General features: G+C 39.7%; 19 protein-coding genes and 1 pseudogene. 2 read left to right on the top strand and 18 right to left on the bottom strand.

The window, feature by feature from the left end; translation table 11 throughout:
• Positions 1-50: 50 nt before the first annotated feature.
• Positions 51-398 (top strand): HAD family hydrolase, encoded by a 348-nt coding sequence (locus ACHCNF_RS17400; protein ID WP_408072319.1) that lies wholly within the window; start codon positions 51-53, stop codon positions 396-398.
• 159 nt (positions 399-557) lie between these two features.
• Here ACHCNF_RS17400 and ACHCNF_RS17395 read toward each other — a convergent pair.
• The 13 genes and pseudogenes from ACHCNF_RS17395 to ACHCNF_RS17335 form a co-directional block, all read right to left on the bottom strand.
• A pseudogene (locus ACHCNF_RS17395) lies at positions 558-656 on the bottom strand (NUDIX domain-containing protein); the annotation flags it as partial.
• A gap of 9 nt (positions 657-665) precedes the next feature.
• Positions 666-1,673 carry an acyltransferase family protein gene (locus tag ACHCNF_RS17390; RefSeq protein WP_408072318.1) on the bottom strand — a complete coding sequence of 336 codons (1,008 nt, stop codon included), beginning with the start codon at positions 1,671-1,673 and terminating at the stop codon, positions 666-668.
• Positions 1,674-1,935: 262 nt separating this feature from the next.
• Positions 1,936-2,238, bottom strand: a complete 303-nt coding sequence (locus ACHCNF_RS17385; protein WP_408072317.1) for a magnetosome magnetite crystal formation protein family — start codon at positions 2,236-2,238, stop codon at positions 1,936-1,938.
• A gap of 262 nt (positions 2,239-2,500) precedes the next feature.
• A complete protein-coding gene (locus ACHCNF_RS17380; protein WP_408072316.1) occupies positions 2,501-2,935 on the bottom strand; it encodes a DnaJ domain-containing protein in 435 nt (144 codons plus the stop codon).
• 61 nt (positions 2,936-2,996) lie between these two features.
• Positions 2,997-3,422, bottom strand: a complete 426-nt coding sequence (locus tag ACHCNF_RS17375; RefSeq protein WP_242876785.1) for a hypothetical protein — start codon at positions 3,420-3,422, stop codon at positions 2,997-2,999.
• A gap of 232 nt (positions 3,423-3,654) precedes the next feature.
• Positions 3,655-4,215 (bottom strand): GNAT family N-acetyltransferase, encoded by a 561-nt coding sequence (locus ACHCNF_RS17370; protein WP_408072315.1) that lies wholly within the window; start codon positions 4,213-4,215, stop codon positions 3,655-3,657.
• A 70-nt stretch (positions 4,216-4,285) separates the two neighbouring features.
• On the bottom strand, positions 4,286-4,777 hold the full coding sequence (locus ACHCNF_RS17365; protein ID WP_408072314.1) for a hypothetical protein: 492 nt from the start codon (positions 4,775-4,777) through the stop codon (positions 4,286-4,288).
• A gap of 75 nt (positions 4,778-4,852) precedes the next feature.
• A complete protein-coding gene (locus ACHCNF_RS17360; protein ID WP_408072313.1) occupies positions 4,853-5,014 on the bottom strand; it encodes a rubredoxin-like domain-containing protein in 162 nt (53 codons plus the stop codon).
• A 33-nt stretch (positions 5,015-5,047) separates the two neighbouring features.
• On the bottom strand, positions 5,048-7,162 hold the full coding sequence (locus tag ACHCNF_RS17355) for a helicase-related protein (RefSeq protein ID WP_408072312.1): 2,115 nt from the start codon (positions 7,160-7,162) through the stop codon (positions 5,048-5,050).
• Positions 7,163-7,208: 46 nt separating this feature from the next.
• A complete protein-coding gene (locus ACHCNF_RS17350) occupies positions 7,209-8,201 on the bottom strand; it encodes an amino acid ABC transporter ATP-binding protein (protein ID WP_408072659.1) in 993 nt (330 codons plus the stop codon).
• A complete protein-coding gene (locus tag ACHCNF_RS17345; protein ID WP_408072311.1) occupies positions 8,146-8,883 on the bottom strand; it encodes an amino acid ABC transporter permease in 738 nt (245 codons plus the stop codon). Before ACHCNF_RS17345 ends, ACHCNF_RS17350 begins: the two co-directional genes overlap by 56 nt.
• A gap of 137 nt (positions 8,884-9,020) precedes the next feature.
• A complete protein-coding gene (locus ACHCNF_RS17340; RefSeq protein WP_408072310.1) occupies positions 9,021-9,827 on the bottom strand; it encodes an SDR family NAD(P)-dependent oxidoreductase in 807 nt (268 codons plus the stop codon).
• A gap of 52 nt (positions 9,828-9,879) precedes the next feature.
• Positions 9,880-11,277: a hypothetical protein gene (locus tag ACHCNF_RS17335; protein ID WP_408072309.1), complete on the bottom strand. Its 1,398-nt coding sequence runs from the start codon at positions 11,275-11,277 to the stop codon at positions 9,880-9,882.
• 374 nt (positions 11,278-11,651) lie between these two features.
• Here ACHCNF_RS17335 and ACHCNF_RS17330 point away from each other — a divergent pair, with 374 nt between their 5' ends.
• Entirely contained in the window at positions 11,652-11,816 is a 165-nt protein-coding gene (locus tag ACHCNF_RS17330) for a hypothetical protein (RefSeq protein WP_408072308.1), read from the top strand.
• 138 nt (positions 11,817-11,954) lie between these two features.
• On the opposite strand, the gene ACHCNF_RS17325 is transcribed toward ACHCNF_RS17330, so the two are convergent.
• The 5 genes from ACHCNF_RS17325 to ACHCNF_RS17305 all read right to left on the bottom strand — a co-directional run bounded on the left by ACHCNF_RS17325 (position 11,955) and on the right by ACHCNF_RS17305 (position 21,702).
• On the bottom strand, positions 11,955-12,587 hold the full coding sequence (locus tag ACHCNF_RS17325) for a CPBP family intramembrane glutamic endopeptidase (RefSeq protein WP_408072307.1): 633 nt from the start codon (positions 12,585-12,587) through the stop codon (positions 11,955-11,957).
• A gap of 84 nt (positions 12,588-12,671) precedes the next feature.
• A complete protein-coding gene (locus ACHCNF_RS17320; protein WP_408072306.1) occupies positions 12,672-15,023 on the bottom strand; it encodes a leucine-rich repeat protein in 2,352 nt (783 codons plus the stop codon).
• Between the two features lie 224 nt (positions 15,024-15,247).
• Positions 15,248-16,165, bottom strand: coding sequence for a magnesium transporter CorA family protein (locus ACHCNF_RS17315; RefSeq protein ID WP_408072305.1), 918 nt, complete (start codon positions 16,163-16,165; stop codon positions 15,248-15,250).
• A gap of 15 nt (positions 16,166-16,180) precedes the next feature.
• Positions 16,181-16,777 (bottom strand): hypothetical protein, encoded by a 597-nt coding sequence (locus ACHCNF_RS17310; RefSeq protein ID WP_408072304.1) that lies wholly within the window; start codon positions 16,775-16,777, stop codon positions 16,181-16,183.
• Between the two features lie 266 nt (positions 16,778-17,043).
• Complete coding sequence (locus ACHCNF_RS17305; RefSeq protein WP_408072303.1) at positions 17,044-21,702, bottom strand: fibronectin type III domain-containing protein; 4,659 nt, start codon at positions 21,700-21,702, stop codon at positions 17,044-17,046.
• Between the last annotated feature and the right edge of the window lie 132 nt (positions 21,703-21,834).

Genomic DNA, 21,834 nt, shown 5'->3' with positions numbered 1-21,834 from the left:
TATCTATTATACGAACACACATTCGCATGTATTGGAATGGAGATTTTGCTATGGAAATGAATTACAAGATCATTGCTGTGGATTTCGACGGAACGCTGGCATACTCAGACTGGCCGGGGCTTGGAGATCCTAACCTTAAACTGATTGAATATCTGTTAAAAGAAAAAGCCGCAGGCAATAAACTCATACTCTGGACATGCAGAGCCGGTAAACCGCTTGCTGATGCAGTCAATTGGTGCAGGGATTACGGGCTTGTTTTTGATGCCGTAAATGACAATCTTCCTGAAATTGTTGAACTTTATGGCAACAACAGCAGAAAAATCACCTGTGACATCTATATCGATGACAGGAGCGTGTTTGTAGATTCCGCTGGAAGACTCCAGGGCGCTGCAATATGACCACTTTTTCCATAATACCAGGAAACCGGTCTTCCGAAAAAAGAATGAATCTGCATTCTCGTTCCGGTACTACTCATTCTTATCAGCCATTGCTGCAGAAATCTTAGGAAGAAGTATCAGGTCAGCAGGAAGCCAATTGACACTCCTAAGGCTTCAGATATCAAGCTCTTCTTCCATTTCACGAACCAATGCCTGCTCCGGTGATTCACCTTCTTCTATCTTTCCTCCGGAAAATTCCCAGCCATCCAATATCTTCCCATTTAAGTGCTACTTGGTACGGATATTATTTATTCTGTATATCACCGCTGATACAGCAATTGAAACAATGATCGTCGCAACAGGCAGACACCAATCCACCGTCCAGGTCGTGGCTTTTGCCGCATTAAGAATATCTCCAAGAGTGATCCCTATAAGAAAATGCCATAGATAAACATGCAGTGAATAGCGGTATCCAATGACACCCACCGGCACGAGCACTTTCTTCTGCGGCAGCTTAAGCGCAAGTATAAACACCGAGAATCCGGACCATATCTTGAACATCTGCGATATGTCCATGCCCGCGATAAGGATATTCACACTGATGAACATCAGTAAGACCGATATAATGCACTCTGCCGACATGATTTTCACCGATCGTGACATAAAAGCTTCCTTTTTATGCGCGATGAAATGTCCCAGCAGCATTACCGGCAAACCACCGACAAGAAAGTTTCCGCTCATATGCCAGTCCGCGCCGAATGAGTTTGTATATGTTTCCATTCCGATACGCAAAAGCAGAAGAAACGGCAAGGCAATGTATGCGACTTTTTTTATCCGGAACTTATGTATGCACCAAAGTATCAGGTATGAGTACAACAGCGCCGGCATGAACCACAGCGGGTCGCTGTTTATCACCTCGAAATCACCCATAACTATCATACGAAGATAAAGCACAGGATTGGTAAATTTCGCTGCCCAGGCAGCAATATTGCCGATAAGAGCTTCTCTCACGGCAGTGAACACAAAATAGACAAGTACCGCGATCAGCGTAATGACAAGGTTGCGTTTAAAGCGTTCGATTATTTTACCGCAGGCAGCCTCGTTATCCTCCGAGTATGCGAAGTATCCGCCTATCAAAAAAAACAGAACGACCCCCGCGGTTCCCACCGAGGTCATAATCTTGCCGGTTATGCCGGGGAACCTGAAATGTCCAAGCACAACACTTATCGCTGCCACGCCCTTGAAGAAATCCAGAAGATAATTTCTTTTATCATTATTTAATCCATAATCGTTCAAAATACTGTCACCTCAATGAAATAGTTTTTGCCATAATACATCAATGTGCCAACAGATCATAGACTGATTTTTGTTCATTATATCATGTTGATCCACCCTTCACAATGAACTCAAACGTCCTTGACGGCAAGAAGGTTCACTTCATCCATACCGACCACAAAGTGGGCAACCTTGACAAGCTTATTCTTAAGTGCAAAATCACAAAGACTATGATATAAAAAAGAGCGGCATGCCTTTGCACACCGCCCATGTAAAATGCTATTTAATTAAAAATGGTATATTCTCCAATATAAGGAAGAGGTTCCTCACTCATTCTTGCAGCTCTTACAATTCCCATAATGGAAAGTACAAGACATGCAATTCCGAGTATATTTCCTCCAAGTGCCATGATTCCTCCCAGTCTTGTAAGGAATGTTCCGACAGTTCCGATCAGGTTGATGATAAGTGCCTGGTTAAGATGCCTTCTGACCAATGTATCTTCTTTGTCTCTCATCAAAAAGGATACAACAAATCCTACCCATGTGATGTAGCTTAATACTGCAAACAATTTTGAATTCTTATTCATGTTTAATCTCCTCTTCTATAACTTTTCTCAACTTACAGTTCCTGCCTCCCCGATTTTCAGGAAAGACATCCTCTTCATGCTTGTAGTATAAGGTTCGCCAAGAACATAATATATATCTATTATTTCAAAAACCTGCCTTCTAATTTGCCTATATCGCAAGTATTGATTTAGAGTCCCAAGCATTCCGTCTTATCGCTAAGCATTTCTTCCTCTAAAAAAGAAATACCACATAATTTATATTTTTGGTGAATGCGCTTAAAGTTTAGAAGAAAAATGCCAGTCTAAACATAGAAGACAATATCTGAAATATGATGAACCATCTAAGAAGAGTTCCAAATATAGATGGTCTGAATGTATATACAGGCATCCTGTTCCAGGTATAGGTATAATTGTAACCTCGCTGTCTGTTTCTCCAGTTCTTATACTCCTCGAAATCGACATATTCTGCCTGTTCTCCATACGGATTTTTCTGCTCGTATGTATAGCTCTTATTATCTCTCTCCCAGGAATCAGCACTATGCGGCTTTGAGAGTATATCGTAAGCTGCATTTATCTCGTTCATCCTCTCTGAAGCATTGACATCATCCGGGTGCAGATCGGGATGATATTTTTTTGCAAGACTCCGGTATGCTTTTTTTATTTCTTCATCAGAAGCACCAGGCTGAACTCCCAGCGTTTTGTATGGGTCTGCCATCATAGTCGTATCCTTTCTTTAGTACTGTAGAGTAAATTTTGAAAACGGTAAACTATCCGAGGCGTCAGGTCCTTTTTATGAATCTGTTGGAGCACTTAGGACATCTGATCTCAATCTTTCCCTTGCCCTTAGGAACTCTTATCTGCTGATGACACTTTGAACACATGTAATATTTGCTGGTGGAACGGTCTCTCCACTGCATCTTTACAAGATTCATGCGTTTTCTTGGAAGCACAGTCATTTCAAGGAACTTCTGATTTTCTGCATATCTCTTTGGTATGTTCTTAGAAAATATCCTGAAGATAGAATATCCAAAAAGACCTACCCATAGGAAATATATGATTGTGCTATTTAGAAATATGTTTATTGCCATCAGTATGATCGCTACTGTATTGCATGTTTTAGCGAGGGCATCAACCCCGTTTCTTCCATACAGCATCTGCATGAGCTGCATCTGTAATCTATATTGAAACTGTCTGAATTTGTCCATGACTTATACCTCTTTTCATTTATAAAAAGTATATACCCAGCCTTAATTATGCTGTAGATACATTTTGGCTAATATGATCCTGCTATCTTTCTATTATGGCGATTATTGTAAGCAGTCTACCTAAAGCAGGCCTAAAAACGATTGTATCAGAAAAAGAGCAGCGCGATATTTTGAAAATACCTCACTGCTCTATACATACTGAATTATCACTACTTATCCTTTTACGCTTGTTTCATTTAAACTTATGGATATTCTTCTCAAACATATCATTTGGCAAAATCATCCTGTAAAATTTAAAATAGAGTTCTTCTATTTCCTCCGTTCGCCTTCTTTTGTTCCCAAGGGAAAGGATCAGATATGGTACATCAAAACACAGCATGTTTACACCTTTGTTAAAAAAACCGTTTCTTATATAAAAAGAAATCCTCCGCTGACACACACTTTTATATTCATAATCTGTAAATGAATCAGGATCCTCGACTTCCAATATGATATTATCAGCACCGGAAAGATATTCCTTCAAAAGGCATAACATTTCCCCGCCAAGTCCCTTATTTCTATACTTCGGATACATTGCAAGATAGTCTACCAGGTAATCATTGTCCTGTTTGGCAAGGTATACGTATCCTATTATATTATCACCATCATTAAGTCCAAAGCATTCATATTTCCCTTGCCTCAGTGGTCCAATAATCCTCGCCAGTGGCCTTAGCTCATTTTGGGGAAAATCATAAACCATTCTTTCGTTGTATACTTTTTTAATCTGTTTTATATCTAATTCTACAAGATTCATCTCAATCGCTCTTTTAGCAAATTTGGTATATCCATGAAAAAGTTCATGAAATTACCTTTTCCCATTAGTTTCAGGCATCATTAAGATGCTCCATGAATATCATCGGATGCGCGGTGCTAAACTCCGTCACTTTCATGTACATTCCAAGCGTTTCATCATTGTCATCCATGCAGATCACAGACCTTGGATTAAGATCGTGGAAGTATCTGTTTACGACACTCGTTACTATTCCTGGTTTATCCTTTGCCTCAAGAGTGTAAAAGCAGTGGGAGGAAGGTATTCCATATAGTTTTTCTACCATATCCGACTTCCATTTTTCGTGTCCGTGAGGCTCTCTTGAAATGCAAAAGATTCTGTCCATATCATGACCTTTAATGTACGCATATATAGGCTCAAGCCTTTTGCAGTTAGCATATATATTTATATCCCTAAATTCCGGGGTGAAATCCAGCTCATGATGTGCATGATATTCACCATAGTTATAGCTTGTTAATGTACCATCAATATCGAAGAATACTACAGTATCTTCCTTATGCATTAAATCCCATATCTTATTAGTCATACAAAATCCTTTTATGAGTTTCTGGCAGTCTTCGATGAAGTGTGAATCAAAGCTCCTCCATATAAGATCAACCCATTATTTTTTATTCGTATCGTCACTATTGGATTCATCTTCTACAAGCTCAAAGCGGTCATCCGGCTGCTTGCATCTTGGACAAACATCTATGTCCCTTATACTTTTTCCTTCCTTTTCCTCATCAAATATGTACCCACATACTCTGCATCTGTAAACTGCCATAACTACCTCTCCTTAAACATCAATGTGTAGATTTTAATGCCCCGGTCTTCTAATATGTCTTCTCTTCCTGAAACACTCCTGACACATGTTGTACTTGTAGGACCATTTAAGCTTCTTTCCGCAATATGCGCAGCTCCTAAGGTTAAGCTCCTGCTTATCAAGGATTCTGAATATTTTCTCTGAGATTTCTCTTTTTCCGTCAAGTATCTTATCAAGGTCATCCGCACTTCCAAAAATCCTGGTAAATGAATAGAGAAAATCATATACGGCACTTGATGCCTCAAGCATAAGAAGTGCGTTCTTATCCTCTTCATCGACATTTTTTTCTGAATATTCTGCCATAGTCCTGTCTATATCAGGATATCCGCCATTAACGATGATGCCATAGAAATCAAGAAAAACTCCGAAAGTATCCTTATTGCCATCATCAATAGGAATTCTTATATATTTTCTTATAAGCTTCCTGTTATCCCTTATTTTTTCCAGTGCTCTTGCAACAGTTATCTTTTCTGAAATATCACCTTTATTGTAATACTTTTCAGCAGGTATTTTATTCCAGGTTTCAAGTATTTCTGATACTCTTCCATCCTTATGAAGAAAATCCTCCGGGATATTTATCATGACCTGTCTTAAGGGAATGAGCCTGCTAAATAAAAGCCCTTCTATTGTTTCATAGTCATAGTAGGATGTCACATAACCTGTGTCGTATATTCCATATCTTCCGGCTCTTCCTGCTATCTGCTTAACTTCTGAGGAATTAAGCGGTCTCTCGTCGATTCCGTCAAATTTAATTGTCTGTAAAAATACTATCCTTCTTATGGGTAGGTTCATCCCCATGCCTATGGCATCAGTAGCTACAACCACGTCCGTGTCACCGTCTGCAAATTTCCTTGCTTCCCTGTGCCTTACATCATAGGGGAGTGAACCATATATTATGCTGCACTTTATATCATGCTGCTGTAGTTCTGCCGCTACGCTGTGTACATCTCTTCTTGAAAAAACAATCAGTGTATCTCCCTTTTTGACATCAACCGGAAAGTCAAATTCTCTGGCGCTTTCATCCATCACAAGAGGTGTTTTTCTGTCATGGTACTGGATTTCAAAAGTATCACCGCAGGATTTGATCATCCTTGTAAGAATGTCTTCAGCATCCTGCGACGCGCATACATGCACGGTCTTAGCTCTTACTCCAAGTATTGCAGAAGTCCAGTATCCGCCCCTTTGTCTGTCAGCAGCCATCTGTGCTTCATCTATGACCGCCATGTCCCATTCCTCTTCAAGGTCAAGCATCTCTATCGTGGATGACTGATGATATGATCCGGGCATCAGTATCCTCTCTTCTCCTGTAATCATTGAACAGGGGACACCCTCTCTGTTCATCCTTTCATACTGCTCATAGGCAAGAAGCCTTAACGGTGCAAGATATATGCCATTATCAGCACTTTTTAAGTCCTCCATTGCCTGATAAGTTTTGCCTGAGTTTGTAGGTCCGATATGCAGAATAAATCTTCTCTTTATCTTCCTTGCAAGTGGAAAAAGTTCCGTGTAATCATTTGGTGTAGAGTTTTCGATATTTTCAAATAGAAGCTTTTTGGCCTCCATGTTCTTTTCATAGCGCTTGGCTGCACGTCTATAGCGGGGATTTTTCATCAGCTGTTCAAAGACAACCTGCTCCGTAACATTTTCCTTAATGAATGTCACTATATCTTTTATGTGACCTGACTCACGAAGGTACTTCATTATGATTTTTGATACAGCCTTTTTCCTTCCATCAGAGAGAAATTTCAGGATATCAGCATCTTCTGATTCCCAAAGAACATCTATAATTGCATCTCCAATATCTGGCATTAACTGTAACAGTGATGCCTGGTTTATTTTCTTTTGAAAATCCCTGCAGAAAAATTCGATACGTGCTCCTGATAGCTCCTGTTTTTCTGTCTTGCCATACTCATTTCGAAGGTCAACATAGATTTTCTTGGTTCTTAAAACCTCCAATAGTTCACTATAGATAGCAAACGAAACCGTAATATGGTCATTTTCAAAATAACTGTCAAAGGCTTCTTTCGGAAAAACATCAATCACCTTTTTCAAGTCCAGGTTATAATTTCTTTTTCTGCTTCTGTAAAAATTTGTTTTGCGCTTTTTCATTTCAAAATATATGTACTTTTCCCTCCTTTGATTCGATGGTTAATTATTACAACTCTATCTTGATCCGGTTCTTATCGCCATCACTAAGACAGCTTATATTTTTGGCCATAGTTTTAAGTATCGTAACTCCGAGGCCGTCATCATCCTGCTTGAAAGGATCAAATTCTTTTCCTCCTGATGTAATGGACAGCTCTGTGGTTCCTTTTGCTTCCGAATATGATATGTCTATGTTTACTGCAACTTTATCGCCTTTGTTATAGCAACCGCGTAGCATTTCGTAGACAAGTTCTTCTGTACATATCTGAAGACTGTATATCTTTTTTTGATCTATCCCGTACTTTTCTCCGAAATCCTGTATACCACCCTGAAGCGACATAAGATCGAAGTCCTGCCCTGTTATCTCGTAGTTAAAAAATTTGATCTTTTGAATGAAGGCTATTGTCTTTTCTCGTTTTGGATAATCAAAAATCTCTGCCGGAGTTCCCTCTTCATAGATGCAGCCATCTGCAAGAAATAGAACCCTGTTTGCCACTTCCCTCGCAAAATTCATTTCGTGGGTTACGATGATCATGCTCATATCACGCTTGGCAAGCATTCGTATCACCGCCAGCACCTCTCCCACCATTGGGGGATCCAAGGCACTTGTAGGTTCATCGAATAACAGGACCTTGGGTTCCATCATAAGACACCGGCAGATTGCTATTCGCTGTTGCTGTCCTCCTGATAGTGCCTCCGGCCACCTGTGAGCCCTTGAGGCAAGTCCTACCCTCGAGAGAAGCTCCATAGCCTTTTCCTCGGCATCTTTCCTTGACATTCCCTTTAGCTTTACCGGTGCAAGGCACAGATTATCCATCACATCCATCTCTGAAAAAAGATGAAATTTCTGAAACACCATCCCCATGCTCTGGCGGATTTTGTCCACATCTGCCCCTTTTTCAGTGATTTCGTGGCCATCAATAAAAATCTGTCCGGCGCTTGGTATTTCAAGCAGAGATAATGATCTTAGAAGTACACTTTTCCCGCAGCCGGAGCCGCCGATTATGGCGATTCTGTCTCCTTTTCTTTTCGCTTATCTTATCCGTGAGTGCAAAAATTCCAAACACGACATAAGAAAAAGCCAGGTAGATCAGCATACCGATTGAAATAGTCAGAAGCGGCTGCATTGTTCTGGCTGCAGTGTTGTTGATAACTCTTGTAAGATCAGTGATCGTAACGTATCCGACAACACTCGTCCACTGTATTAGATTGACTATAGTAGATTGGTAAACAGGCTTTGCGATGCGCAGAACCTGAGGAAGTGTCACAAGACGAAATGTAGACCATGCAGAAAAGCCAAGTGTTCTCGCCGCTTCTGCCTGTCCTTTATCTGATGCAAGAAGTGCTGAACGCAAAAGCTCTGCCACATGTGCTGATACATTGAGCGAAAAAGTGATAATAGCAACTGTTACGGGTTCTAGTCCTGCTCTGGCAAATACTCCGTAATACAATAATAGTAAAAGCATCAGCACCGGAGTTCCTCTGAGAACTGCTATATATACGGCTGCTAATCCTTTTACTATTGGTCTTTTTCGCGTTCTAAGAAGACAAATAAAGGCTCCTAAAACAGTGCCAAGAATAAGCGCTACAAACGATATCTGCACAGTCACCAGAAGACCCTTAAGTATTGTCTTCCACGAATCTCCGTAGATCAGAATTTTGTACAATTTATCATAAAGAGTCATATCTACCCCTATAGCAAAATCATATCAGTACCAATTTAATTATACTTATTCTGCTGATAGGAAATATTAGACATCTATTAGACTTCTATTATCTTTTTATAAAGCGTAAAAAATTAAACAGGATTTTATAAAGACTGTCATATCATATTCCTTTTGAAAAATGGCGCAGTCATAAGTCTCCATACCACTTTTTTACCGGTAAGCCAGTTAATCTTCGCATTATTCGCTGGATTTTTCAGCATTTCACCCACCAGAAACTGCGCCACAACGTCCGGATAATCACCAAGCATATTGTAGACATTTCTGGTTTTCTCGGACAGCACTATTTCCTGCTCGCCACCCAGCGCCATCTTTGTAAAATCAGTGATCATGATACCCGGAGATAGTCTTCCGATTCTCACCTTGCTTCCGCGCTCTTCCAGCTCTTTCGCATAACTCCTGGTAAAATGCGTTATGGCTCTCTTGCTGGTTCCATACATGTTAAGCCCCAGCATCATGGCATCATTGCTGCCATAGCCCTCAACCGTATAGATCATGCCGCCTTCCGGCTGCTTCTCCATCTGCAGGGTAGCAACCTTAGTTCCGATGATTGTGCCTCTAAGGTCAATATTAAGAATGGCATCTATCTCAGCATCCGTCAGCTCCCACATTGCTTTGGACGGTTGATTCACTCCGGAATTATTTATCCAGATATCAACCGCTCCAAACCGCTTTACTGCGCTGTCCATTAGTCTTAAAATATCCTCGGATCTTGCGATATTCCCGGGAACTTCAAGGATTTCTCCTTTTCCCGAAAGCGCCTCAAGGCTCTCCTTAGCCGCTTTTAATCTATCTTCATTTACTCCATTGATCACAACATTCCAGTCATTAGTGCAAAAAACCTTGGCCATTTCATAGCCAAGTCCTCTGGAGCTGCCAGTAATTACTACTGTTTTCATACTCATAATACTACTCCTCTTTCCGGCACTTATTTGTAACCGAAATTGGTCGCTTTATTTAAGGCGTAGCCTTAAAGGCCACTGCCTCTTTTGTCATATACTGCTTGTCCTCTTCCGGTGCAAAACGAACCATTCCGTTTTCATCAACCTCTGTCATGGGAACAGGCGCAGAGCCGGCTAATTGTTCTTTGAGATTTTTGACAAATTGGATTTCATAGCCGGTTTCCTTAGCCAAATACATTATACCTGCAAGGCGCATAACATCGCATTTTAAGTAGGCCTCTTGTGATTTCTTTTCCATGAGAGGTGCGAGGACCGTCAGCGGAACTTCTGACAGCACTCCTGCGGCCGGCATAAAATAAGCTTCATCTACATCACTTAAACAATCAAAAAGAAAATCAAGTCCCTTCTTGTTGGCGGGATATTTAAGTTCTCCCAAAATGTAAACTCCGTTACACACACTGTACTCGTTTTGATAAGCGGAAAAACAAGTAAGCTCCGATAGAGAAAACATTGTTCCCTTAAATATTTCTGCTGTCAGCTTTAGTTCTCTTTCGGACAAGGCTCTGCTTAAAAAGTCGCGGTTAAGCTTACCTGAGTGCGATACCGGTCTATATCTGTCATTACTATTCTTGTTAGCCTTTCTCTGTTCAATATAATTTGCAGTAGCTACTTCCCACTCGTGTCGAAGCCCTGACCAGTCAATACATTCAAATTGGTCAATTCTGTCTCCAACCAGCTTATCGAATCTCTTCCTGGCACCGGAGGGCAAATTGTTGTAGGTATAGCCTCTTTCATTAAAAAAATCTTCAATGCATCTGTTGATGTTGCTGTCCATAGCTTTTGGGGGTAGCTTTACAACATATCCGTCGATGAAGAACAGTTGGTTTGTTTCATTGTTGTATCCGCAGATTAGATCAAGAGGGAAATATTTACCAAGAATCTTGACCCATTTATTATCTTCACTTACCTTTAAAAAACGCACTTTTCCTTCAAGTCTGTGCTTGTATGGTCTGAATTTCATCCCGGAGATAACCTTTATTCTCTCCTTCAGTCCAATATATTTATCAAGATGAGGTGTGATTCCAAAAGTGGATATAAACCAATTTTCACTATCGGAACGAATATCTGAAAAAAACGACCTTGCTGCGGATAAAAAGTTGATTCTTTTGCGGTTTTTTTGCTTTTTGCTCAACTTGATCCTGGACCCTCCCCACTTAATGACATCCCAGAACAAATCTATAAATGGAAGTACAAACGTAATGGGAAACATAAGATGGTCCATAAGTGGTCTCACATCCACATGAATCAGATCTCCTATAAAAAAAGTCAGATATGTCCCTGCCATAAAGCTCAAAAAACATTCTGCCAAAAAAAGAAAGACAAAAGGAAATACCCATGTAAGCCTGTCTAATTCAGTTCCATCCATCATGCGCAAAAAGATTTTTCTAAGCATAAAAACTCCTGTGATGATACCGTCTCAAATACCTTTGCAAATTTGTCTTACTATCATATAGGCTACATCAGTGGCAAAGTCAATATGTTTTATGCCAATATTACCTTTTTCCCATCCAGGGAATACTACGAACTGTCCTTATCGGCTATCTGGATATGTGATCTTGCTGCTACTTGCATGAGGGTACCCAATGGATTCCGGACTTTTGAAATAATTTTTCGCAAATCCTCACTACAAAAGAAATAAAAAAACATTTAGAAAAGCTATAAAGTATTTTCACTCTTTCATCGATATAGTTATCGGACACACAAAAAGAACATTCCAATGGCCAAGAGAATGAAACAAATAAGATGATTAAATGGAGGTTTTCTCTTATGTATATGTACGAACTGTTTCTTTCAAATGATGTAAATGGCAAAAAGGTTCACTTCATCCAGACTAATCACAAAGTGGGCAACCTTGACAAATGGCTTAAAAAGCTCGTAAAAGATAATACAATCACTGAAGACATTGCAAATGCAGTAACTTTTGTTTGGTAATATATGGCTGCTTAATCACAAGACATAAAAATTTATATTTTAGTTGCAGCTTGTGGAGATTCCGAAAGGAATCTTCTTTTTTTACTTCGTATGTTTTAGGGTACAAACAGACAAATAGAGGTACACATTTCTGTTTACTCACAAAACACCTACAATCAAAGAGATGTATCCAACTATATTTATTACTGAATGTAGTGACATTGAGATATATGGATTCTTCTTTGTCATATAAAATGATGTTAAGAATAGTGCCGGTATAAGATAATAAAAAAATTCTAGTGGTCTGACTATATGAATGCAATCAAACATCACCACCGAGACCAGAAACAGCAACACCTGCGCAACTGCTTTTTTAGGTTTGCCAATAATTGCATATCTGAATACCAGCTCTTCGATCACCGGAGCAAAAATGCATCCCTGGATCACGGTCAGATAGGTCGGAACCACTGTCATCTGTTCTTTCACACTATCATTATTCTGAGGAAGAATATCCCATCCAAAATAACTGCTTCCCCACAGAAGCAACCCCGTTAATAGTAAATCCAAAATCAGCCATATCAGCAATTTAACATAAAAGGATTTAGTTTTCAGTATAGAAGAAAACTCCTTCCATTCTGATCTGATCTCTTTCCAAAAAATGGCAATGATCAAAGGAAATAAAATAACATATACCAGAAATGAATCCCATTCAGGCACTATGTAGCCTTTGAGCAATTCCCACAATCCAAAATTTATCAGGTAAAAAGATGCGATAGCCAATAATCTCTTCAAGTTAACACCTCTTATCATACTTCCAATAAGAGCTGCACTCCTAATAACCGGAATGCAGCCCTTTTCTTTATCAAATTATTCTGTTTACTTCACAGTAGCATTTGTCTGCTTCTTTATATTTCTTACAAGCTTCTTTTTCGCCTGTCCCTTAACTCCTTTAACATAAATAGTTACCCCTTTGGGAAGCTTTCTGAACGCTTTCTTGCCAACTGTCAGAGACTTATTGGCCTTAATTGTAACCTTCTTTAGCTTCTTGCATCCATAGAAAGCTTTCTTTCCAATCGTCTTAACATTGGAACTAATCGTCAGGTTCTGTAGCTTTTTATTGCCTTTGGCTGCGCTGTCAGCGATTGCTGTTACAGGATATGTTGCGCCGCTAACGGTAACTTCGTTTATGATAGCCTTTTTAACCGGTCCGATCTTAGTAACTGTGGCATTTCCATCAATACCGATATTATAAGTGATACCATCTACATCTACAGTCATCGGAAGCGCTGCGCTATCTACGGTTTTTGACTTGGAATCGCCCTTACCTGGCTTTCCTTCGCCATTACTATTTCCCGGCGCATCCCCGTTTTCCGCATTACTATTATCACCGGGGTTATCATCCACATATTCTACATCTTTAAACTGATTTCTGTAGGATTCTCCAAGTTCCTCTGCCTTGTAATAATTCATACCGTTTTCATCAGCATACAGTAGACCATAAAATGAGGAAATCGTATTATAATCTGACATTACCGATTCGAAAGATATGGCATAGACGTAATTTGCTTTGGGATCAAGACCGTATATCATACAATTTGTGTAATAAGAGTCAATACAAATACAATTCCGCTTATCCATCCTGCGTGCTTCATCATAGCTGGCAATAACCTTGCTCTCATTATAATAATTTGGAAGCTTAGCGTAGCCTATTGTTATTCGCAAGTCTCTTGTTCGCCAGGCTTCACAGTTATTTTTAGTCCAAAGCTTTGCAAAATGTTCTTTCATAAAGGGTTGTGAATAATAAGCACTGAGCGCCTTTCCCCAATCAAGATAAGCCTCTTTTCCGTTTCTCTTTACCAGCACATCATACATGAACGGTTTCTTCGTCTGTCTATCTTTTAATGCCCAGATATCATAAGGCCCGTTATCTCCCTCAGTGAAAACATTCGATTTATAAAAATAGCAAATTGAACTACTACCTCCAGATTTGTATTTTTGTCCACACTTAAACATTACCAAATAATGCGTATCACTCTTAAGGTTCTTAAAAGTATATGACTTTTTGCTAAAATCCACCCTAACCGGACGTGCATCCGCCTTTTTAATCGCTTCTCTGACATTCGGTCCATAATTTTTTAATGAACCATATTTTTTCCTGTCTTCATCAGGGTCAAAATTTTTTTCTTCTACAATTGATAGACATATCTTTTTTTCATTTTTTGCAGGTACAATCTGCCAATCTTTATCACTTGGCTGATCCCATTTTATTGTAATAGAGTTCTTTGTCGTTTCAAAATTAAAACTGTAATCACTATAACCAAAACTACTTAATTCATAAACCGAGGAGTCACTTTTTATATCCTCACGCCAATCAGTTACCGGCTTAGGTTCAGGCGCTTTGAAAAGATTCGAATCATCATAGTTTTTTGTCTTTACTCCCTGCACCAATGAATAAACATGATACTTCTTAGTAGTCTTTTTTCCAGAAATAAAATATGAAGCACTAACATCAAATCCAAATACAACTGTATACGAATGATCCGGTTTAAGTCCTCTCAAAGAATAATTGTACTGATTTATCATTAGTGCATATTCACCTGTTCCGGTCATATTCTTTGCGTTTTTAATTGCCGCATCTTTCCCATCTGCTTCATCAGCATAACCAACAGTTACGTTACTGATAGAACAGGACACAGCGCCTTTTTTTTCATTATCATGTTCTATTTCCGAGAAAAGGCCTTTTAAATCGAAATCGGCAGTGGTTCCTGTAGTTCCCAGGACAGAAGCTTTAGCTGAAGCAGCTCCGTTTGTAGTATATGCTTCTCGCAAATCATAAGATCTTTCGCCAATTCCATTCACTTTTCCTTTAAATGTATGATCCACAGTAATCATCATACGATAGCCTGTACCCGGCTTAAGGTTTGTAATAGTATGTCTTTTCGTATTACCATTAAAATTAATAGATATTCCCTTTTGATTATTAAGCACATTATAATCGCATGGAATTTCCATATACTTTATATTGGCACTATTAAATTTCCACGAAGTAACGCCCTTCTGTTTCCACTCATTCATGAGCTCCCGGTAATCATCACTCCAGTCAACTGTAATGGAATTATCTGTGGCATCCGCAACATACATTGCCTCTGCTTTTAACGGAATGAATATAACCACCCAAAAAAGTGCAATTATAAACCCCAATAATAAATTGCAAAATACTTTTTTCATAAATGATTTCCCCAAATCCCTTTCTTAATATTAGTCTCCTCAAAATGTGATTATAGCAAACCAAAAATAAAAATGACAGATACTTTATCAGTATCTGTCATGGAAATGATGTTTTTCACCATCTGCTGCTTTCTTTAAACTGTTCATTGTGTTCTTTTCTTATTTCGCGCCATTCTTTTCTGCTTTCATTCAGCTGAGTACCGGCAAAATCCAGAACTTCTTTTTTAGAGCCACTTCTTTTTCCTGAAAAATAGCAGGCTGACCAGTACTATTAAAATGCTGATCGCAATAACCGCAGGATATCCCCATCTCCATTCAAGCTCAGGCATGTATCTGAAATTCATTCCATACCATCCGACTATAAGCGTCAAAGGAAGAAAAATTGTTGTAACTACTGTAAGCACAGTCATAATCCTATTCTGTTTTATATCAAGATGGGCCTTGTAAAGATCCCTAATCTGCATGGTATAGTCCCTGATCGCTGTTGAAGTATCATGCAATCTGTCCATTCTGTTAAGAAACAGCCTAAAATATCTGAGATTTTCCTGTTTGAAAAAGCTGTTCTCATTTTCTTCTAGTTCCTGTCCCAAATCCATAAGTTGTTCGTAATGAATTCGAAGATCTCGGATATTGCTCCTTATCTCATTAACCCTGCCGGATGCTATTTTTTCATCTTCATTAAGTATGGCATTTTCCATAGCATCAAGCTCTTTGTCATAACGTTCCATGAGGCGTAGGTCATCCTTTACTATCTGGTCAAGAAAATCGTAAAGAAATCTCTCTAGCGAAGGCATACGCCATTTTTTTGTGTTCTTAATACTTTTTATCAAATTTCCTGCAGCACCGGAATCATCAATAAATACGATTCCCTTTTCATCAAGAGCAAAGGCGAATCTGCTGCTCTCGCCTGACATATTTGCTCTGTTGGGAATTACAAATGAGCCTGTAAGTGAGTCATAATTCACTTCTGCCTTTGTAGTCAGGATATCTTTATCCTCTATATCCATATCAATTCCCATATCAAATATGCCACTGCAATTTCTCCATTCCTCAAATGTAAGAATTGCAACATACTGATCTTTTGCGTTCTTTATCTCTTCTGCCGTAACTTCTTCCAGCATTTCTTTAATCAGATAAAACATCGGTTTTCCTTCCCATTACACTAGTGGCTTATTATCAAAAACGGGTTTCTTCTCAACACGTTTGTCCATCAGATATCCGATAATAATGCCGATTATAACACCCGCCAGGGTTCCAAGCTTCAAATTCGCTATCAAAATTCCAATGATAAATCCTGCACACATGCCGATTATCAGATAAAGTCCGGTCCACCCGGTCTGCTGTTTTTTCATGGAGTAGTGATCCTTGCCGTCCTTAGTTTCGCGGCGTACATAGCCTGCTTTCTCCAGACCTCTTACGTAGTTATCATCTTCATGTCTGCAGACTGTGCTAATCTCCTTAATGTCCTTGAATTTAAACACAAATCTCGCCATCGTGAAGAAAATCTCCGCTATGTAGCCTGATGTGTTATGCGTAGCATCAAGCTCAAGACTGAGCTCAAGTTCTCCATGAAAAAGTGCATGCTCAAAGCGAAGATGACCCACGGTGTTTGTGTCGACTTCCGCCTGGTTCGTGGTCTCTTGATTGGTTTTCTTTTTCGGACTGATTGCCCAATCCTCACCCCAAAGCTTCTTTTCATTGGACGGCTGTATATAAAAATGCTTGGTTTCTATCGGAAACATGCCATCACTCATACCTCATTACCTCCTACTTCTAGTCAGAATGCAACTTCATTGTCCTGGGCTAAATCAAATACCATACGGTAGCAATCAAGAGCCTGGGAATTCCTTCTTTTATATCATAAATCGTAAAATACCAGTTTCCAAGACCCATCTTGTGATGTTCTGGAACTGTTTTGAAAAGTATTTCAGCTGTCAGCAACAAGAATATATCAAAAAAAATGAGCGGTATGTCTTACACACCGCTCATATAAAATGTTTCTTCTTTGAAACTAAAACGCTTACTTGACTTTTATGCTCTTTTTCTTACTCCACTTAGAATATACAATTCCACCGTCCGTTTCTTTATAAGTCCTTATGCGAAGATAATATTTCTTTCCGGATTTAAGCTTTTTTATAGTCTTTTTGGTAGTCTTAGCCTTGCCTATTTTTACCGTCTTTACGTTTTCTTTAAATTTCTTATTGGTGCTGTACTGGATTTCGTATCCTTTAATACCCTTGGATTGTTTCTTCCAGGAAACCGTGATGGCTTTTTTCTTGGCAGTAAGTTCAGATATAGAAGTTTTCTTCTGGTTACTGTCTATAACTTCATCAATTACGGCTGTACTTCCATTACTTGCGGCATCTCCTGCACCTAAGTCGGTATTATTGTCTGTGTTTATTATCTCAGGATTATTCACTTCGCTACTCTCAGTACCTTCACCGTCTGCGGAATCATCTGATGTTTCACCCTCAATTCCTGCACCTTCTCCGGAATCATCATTCTCAAGAGCCTTTACCAGATAGAGTTTTATATCTCCTACTGCAAAAGTAACGCCGTTAGCATCAACAGGGGCATTTACATAATATTTTACGGTTACACTATGATTATCTACTGTAAGTTTTTCTTCGAGAAGCCGATCCTCTACAACTGTATCTTCTGTGTCAATAGAAGCTGATTTAACCTCATCATCCCCTGAAGAAAGCGCCATAACTGCGCTGTTCATATTGCTCTTAACTTTAATATCATTTGAGAAGGTATAAACTCCATTTGGTATATCCGGGATCGTATATGAGAACACTGAATTATAACCATCCTTTGACCAGGCAACTAATTTCCCATTTTCTGTCCAGGGTGAAAAGCCCTCAAAGTTCCATCCTTCGGTACCCATTTCTGCAAAATCCCAGCGCCATATCACATTGTCATAGTGCTCCTCTTCAGGTCCATCATTATTTTCTACCTCAAGTCCAATAGAATACTCTGAACTTTCTGCTATAGTTTCTCCGTCAGGATAATACGCTCCTGCTTTTACTATAATATCATCACCATTAAAAATTCCTGCATCTGCTGCAAGTTCAAAGCTCCAGCTGCCATCTTCGTTTACAGGTACGTTGTACTTTCTTTTACCGACAGACACTGTTACATACTCCACGTAATCTGCAGTCCCTGTAATTGTATACGGAAACTCCGTAACCAAACCAGAAAGATCATCAATTGTAACGCGTGCTTTTTCAGTGAGATCCTCCACAAAGTTAGCGCCCTTTAAGTCGTCCACATAGAGTGTTCCAGTGGTAATGACGCCTGTCTGATTAGTATAAATTGAAACCGACTTAAGATTTTGTGAGCTGTTTATGGGCTGCGGTGTTCCTGATGTTGCCCAATCAGGCTGAATGATCTTGGTAAAGGGCATGTACAGAAGCATGGGGCCTTTTCCTGTCATATATCCTGTGTAGTCATAGGTAGATGTGTCAGTCTCCATCTGAACTTTGATCTCATTTCCCGAGCCATCAGAGTCCAGAAACATGGTAAACCCGTCATATCCGCCAAGGTTAAGCATATCCATATTCTTGGTTGCTCCGGCATAGCCCTTTCCGTCGTAGTCATAATCTATTTTCAGGCCGTAGGCACCCTCGTACTTGTTCACCGAATCCAATGAGAGGTTGAACTTACCACCGTTTGTATTCCTGGAATAAGCCTGATTTAAAATTGTATTTGATCCGCTGTATCCCTCAAAGTCATCAACCTTAGCAGATGAATTTGCATACACGCTGTCAATATAAATGACCTTTTCATTTTCATCAAATGAGTATTCAAGCGCAATACCATAGTTACCGGTATAGACATATCCGGCATCAAGAGATATATGTCCCTCACCGTTTCCTGCATAACCGCTGCTCTTTATTACAAACTGTGCCTCTGTGACACCAGACCAGTTAAAATCTCCATCTTTAGTGAGGATAAGTTTTTTCATCTCAGCGCCGCCGCTTAAAAGTACGGAATCACTTTCCCATACGTGCTTCTCATCATCAAAAAGTCTTACCTTCAGCTCATTTGCACTGTTGTCTGGTTTTACCCATAAATAAATACTATCGAAGGCAGTGTAATCAATTCCTCCAAGATCCTTAGTAAAAGTGATTTCTCCTTCACTACTATTGATTCTATAAACAGCATTAAGACTATCATTAGATCCGACGTAATATTCGCCATCCTCAATAATATTTGCGGGAGAAGCATCTGCAAGGGGTATCATCTTTTTGCCGCTTGATATCTCAACCAGTTTGACAAAAACTTCTCCGGCGCTATTTTCAGGAATAGTCACTCTGATCACTCTAACCGCCTGAGATACATTTAAATCACCATATACTATATTTTCTACATGATCACCGGCTGATGAAGTAAGCTCTTTAGCAGGGTTAAATGTTACACCATCAAATGAGTATTCAACTATAGCTCTTTTTCCATTAAGAGCTGCTGTACTTACACGAAAGGCATTTATATCATCGCCCGTTTTATATATGATAGAACCCTTCTCGGGGACTGAGCTGGTAAGTCCTCTGATGCCTTCAGCTTCCCCCACAATAAGACCCGGATCCTTGGACACATAGTAAGGATCTGAGTTCTCACCAAAAGTCGCATCCTGGATCATCATATTTGTTCTTACTTTACCGGATCCACTGTTATCGTTATAGGAATTGCCTCCATTTTTATAAGTTATCTCAATGCTATCCAATTTGCAGCTGCTGTTACCTTTCAGATAAATTCTGCTATAATAGTAAGCTCCGTTTGCTGTTATTGAAGATGCGCTGTAAAGGTTACTTCCTGCCTCATGGTTTAATCCAATTTCCTCATAAAAAATTCCATCTGAAGATACCATAAGTTTTGGTTCTGCGCCTTCTGAGAATTCGCTGACAGCCTGAACCTTCACCTCTTCCACAGGTATTATGGATGAATATTCTATATAGCCCTCCTCTGAACTCTTGTTAACTATAGTGCTTCCTGAATGTTCAACGTTAGCTGAATGGTCATTGCTGTAGGTGCGTCTGATCTCTGTAGGATTTTGGTCATTACTTGAAACTGCTATAAGGTCCAGCTCGTCCTTCACAACATGCTTTACATTCTCTACCACTACAATGTTTGACCAGGGACCAACTCCTGATTCGTTGCAGGCACGAATCCTATATGAATAGGTCTTTCCATCGACTGCGGTCATATCATGGTATCCCGCTATGCAGTCATGCGTCTTATCCTCCCAGTTTCTGCCAGAATCATAAATGTAATCATCAGCACCTGCGATAGTCTCAAAAAGCTCGGAATCCTGATCCGTAACGTTCCCCTCCGCTCTCTGGATTTCGTACCAGGCACCTCCGACAACGCCTCTCCACTTAATGTCTCCAACCGATCCTTCAGCAAAAGAATTGTCGTGTGGAGTTCCGTTTTCAGAATAAAGAAGTGGTGCCTCATCTGTCTCAGGAGCAGGTATTGGAATTGTAACGGCTTCCTCATAATTCGATGCAGCCCCGTTTGCAATCTGTGCATAAGCATAAATTGAACGAATTATTTCTGTCTCACCGTAGTAATTACCTGACTCAAAGCCCGGCCAGTGATAAGATGCCCAGAATCCATCCTCATTATGGAAATAGTAGCCAAAGCCGTCCTTGTGGGCTCTTAAACTCCACATCATTATTCCATTGGTGTCATTTTCAACTCCCTTTTGAAAGACATCAATACAGGGACCAGCTGTAACCTTTGCACCAAATTCGCCAAGGATGAAAGGTTTCCCTGCAGCATGAGCAGATTTTGTATCTTCCTCGCATCTTTGGGCATAATTGCCCTCATAGTAATGTGCTCCAAGAATATCAGCTAAATTCTCTTCTCCCAAAGATCTGGGTGACATAGACATTCTTCCATCAAGCACCAGATGATTCGTATCAATACTTTTTACATGCTCTACCACCTGATTTGTCCATGCTATGAGTTCATCATCTCTTTCCACCTGGCTTCTGTTTCCCATCTCATTTCCGGTTTCCCAGCAGAGAATCGCGGGATCATCCTTATACTGAACGCCTGTCACTGTATTGGTTCTAGTCAAAAGATGAGTGATCATCTGTTTAAACAAATTCATGCACTTCTCACTGCTGTAGAATTTCCAGGCCCAATCCTGAAAGCCTGACTGAGAAGGGGCATTGCCGTCTGACTCTCCTGCCAGCCACACATAGCCATCTATTCCGCCTATCCAATGCCAATGGTCAACAAAGGGAATAACCACCCTTATACCATACTGATTGGCTTTAGCCAGTACATCGTCAAGGCTGTTTAGTGCATCCTCATTAAAGGTGAGATTACCTGCTTCATCTACGCCTGTAACGTATGCTTTTGTACTATTTTCTCCATTGAAAACAGGGATAGTGTAGGTTCTTGTGACATTTCCTCCCATTGCCCTGAAAGTTTTCATGGCATTTGCATGCTCCCATGGTGTATCGCTTGTAGCCTGTGGATAATTCAAAGAGACAAATCTAAGCTCTCTGTCACCATCCATAAGCTTCGTCCCATCTACTGTTATAAAATTATTAAATCCGCCTCCCTGCGGGGTCTCTTCTGCTCTGACATCCATGTGTGTAAACGATGTCATAAGCAGGCATAGTGATACTATGAAACAATATAACTTTTTAAAATACCTCATGTACTCCTCCTAAAACTGTTTATTACACAGATTCAGTTTTTGATAAACTCCCCAATCCGTGTTTCCCTAATACTTGAAATAACCAAATCTCTCTTTATCACTTCCCTTCTTTATATATAATTAGCTAAATAT

This window comes from Butyrivibrio sp. NATIVEDY162, from assembly GCF_045999815.1.
Lineage (GTDB): Bacteria > Bacillota > Clostridia > Lachnospirales > Lachnospiraceae > Butyrivibrio.
This window is presented reverse-complemented; position numbering and strand designations above follow the sequence as displayed.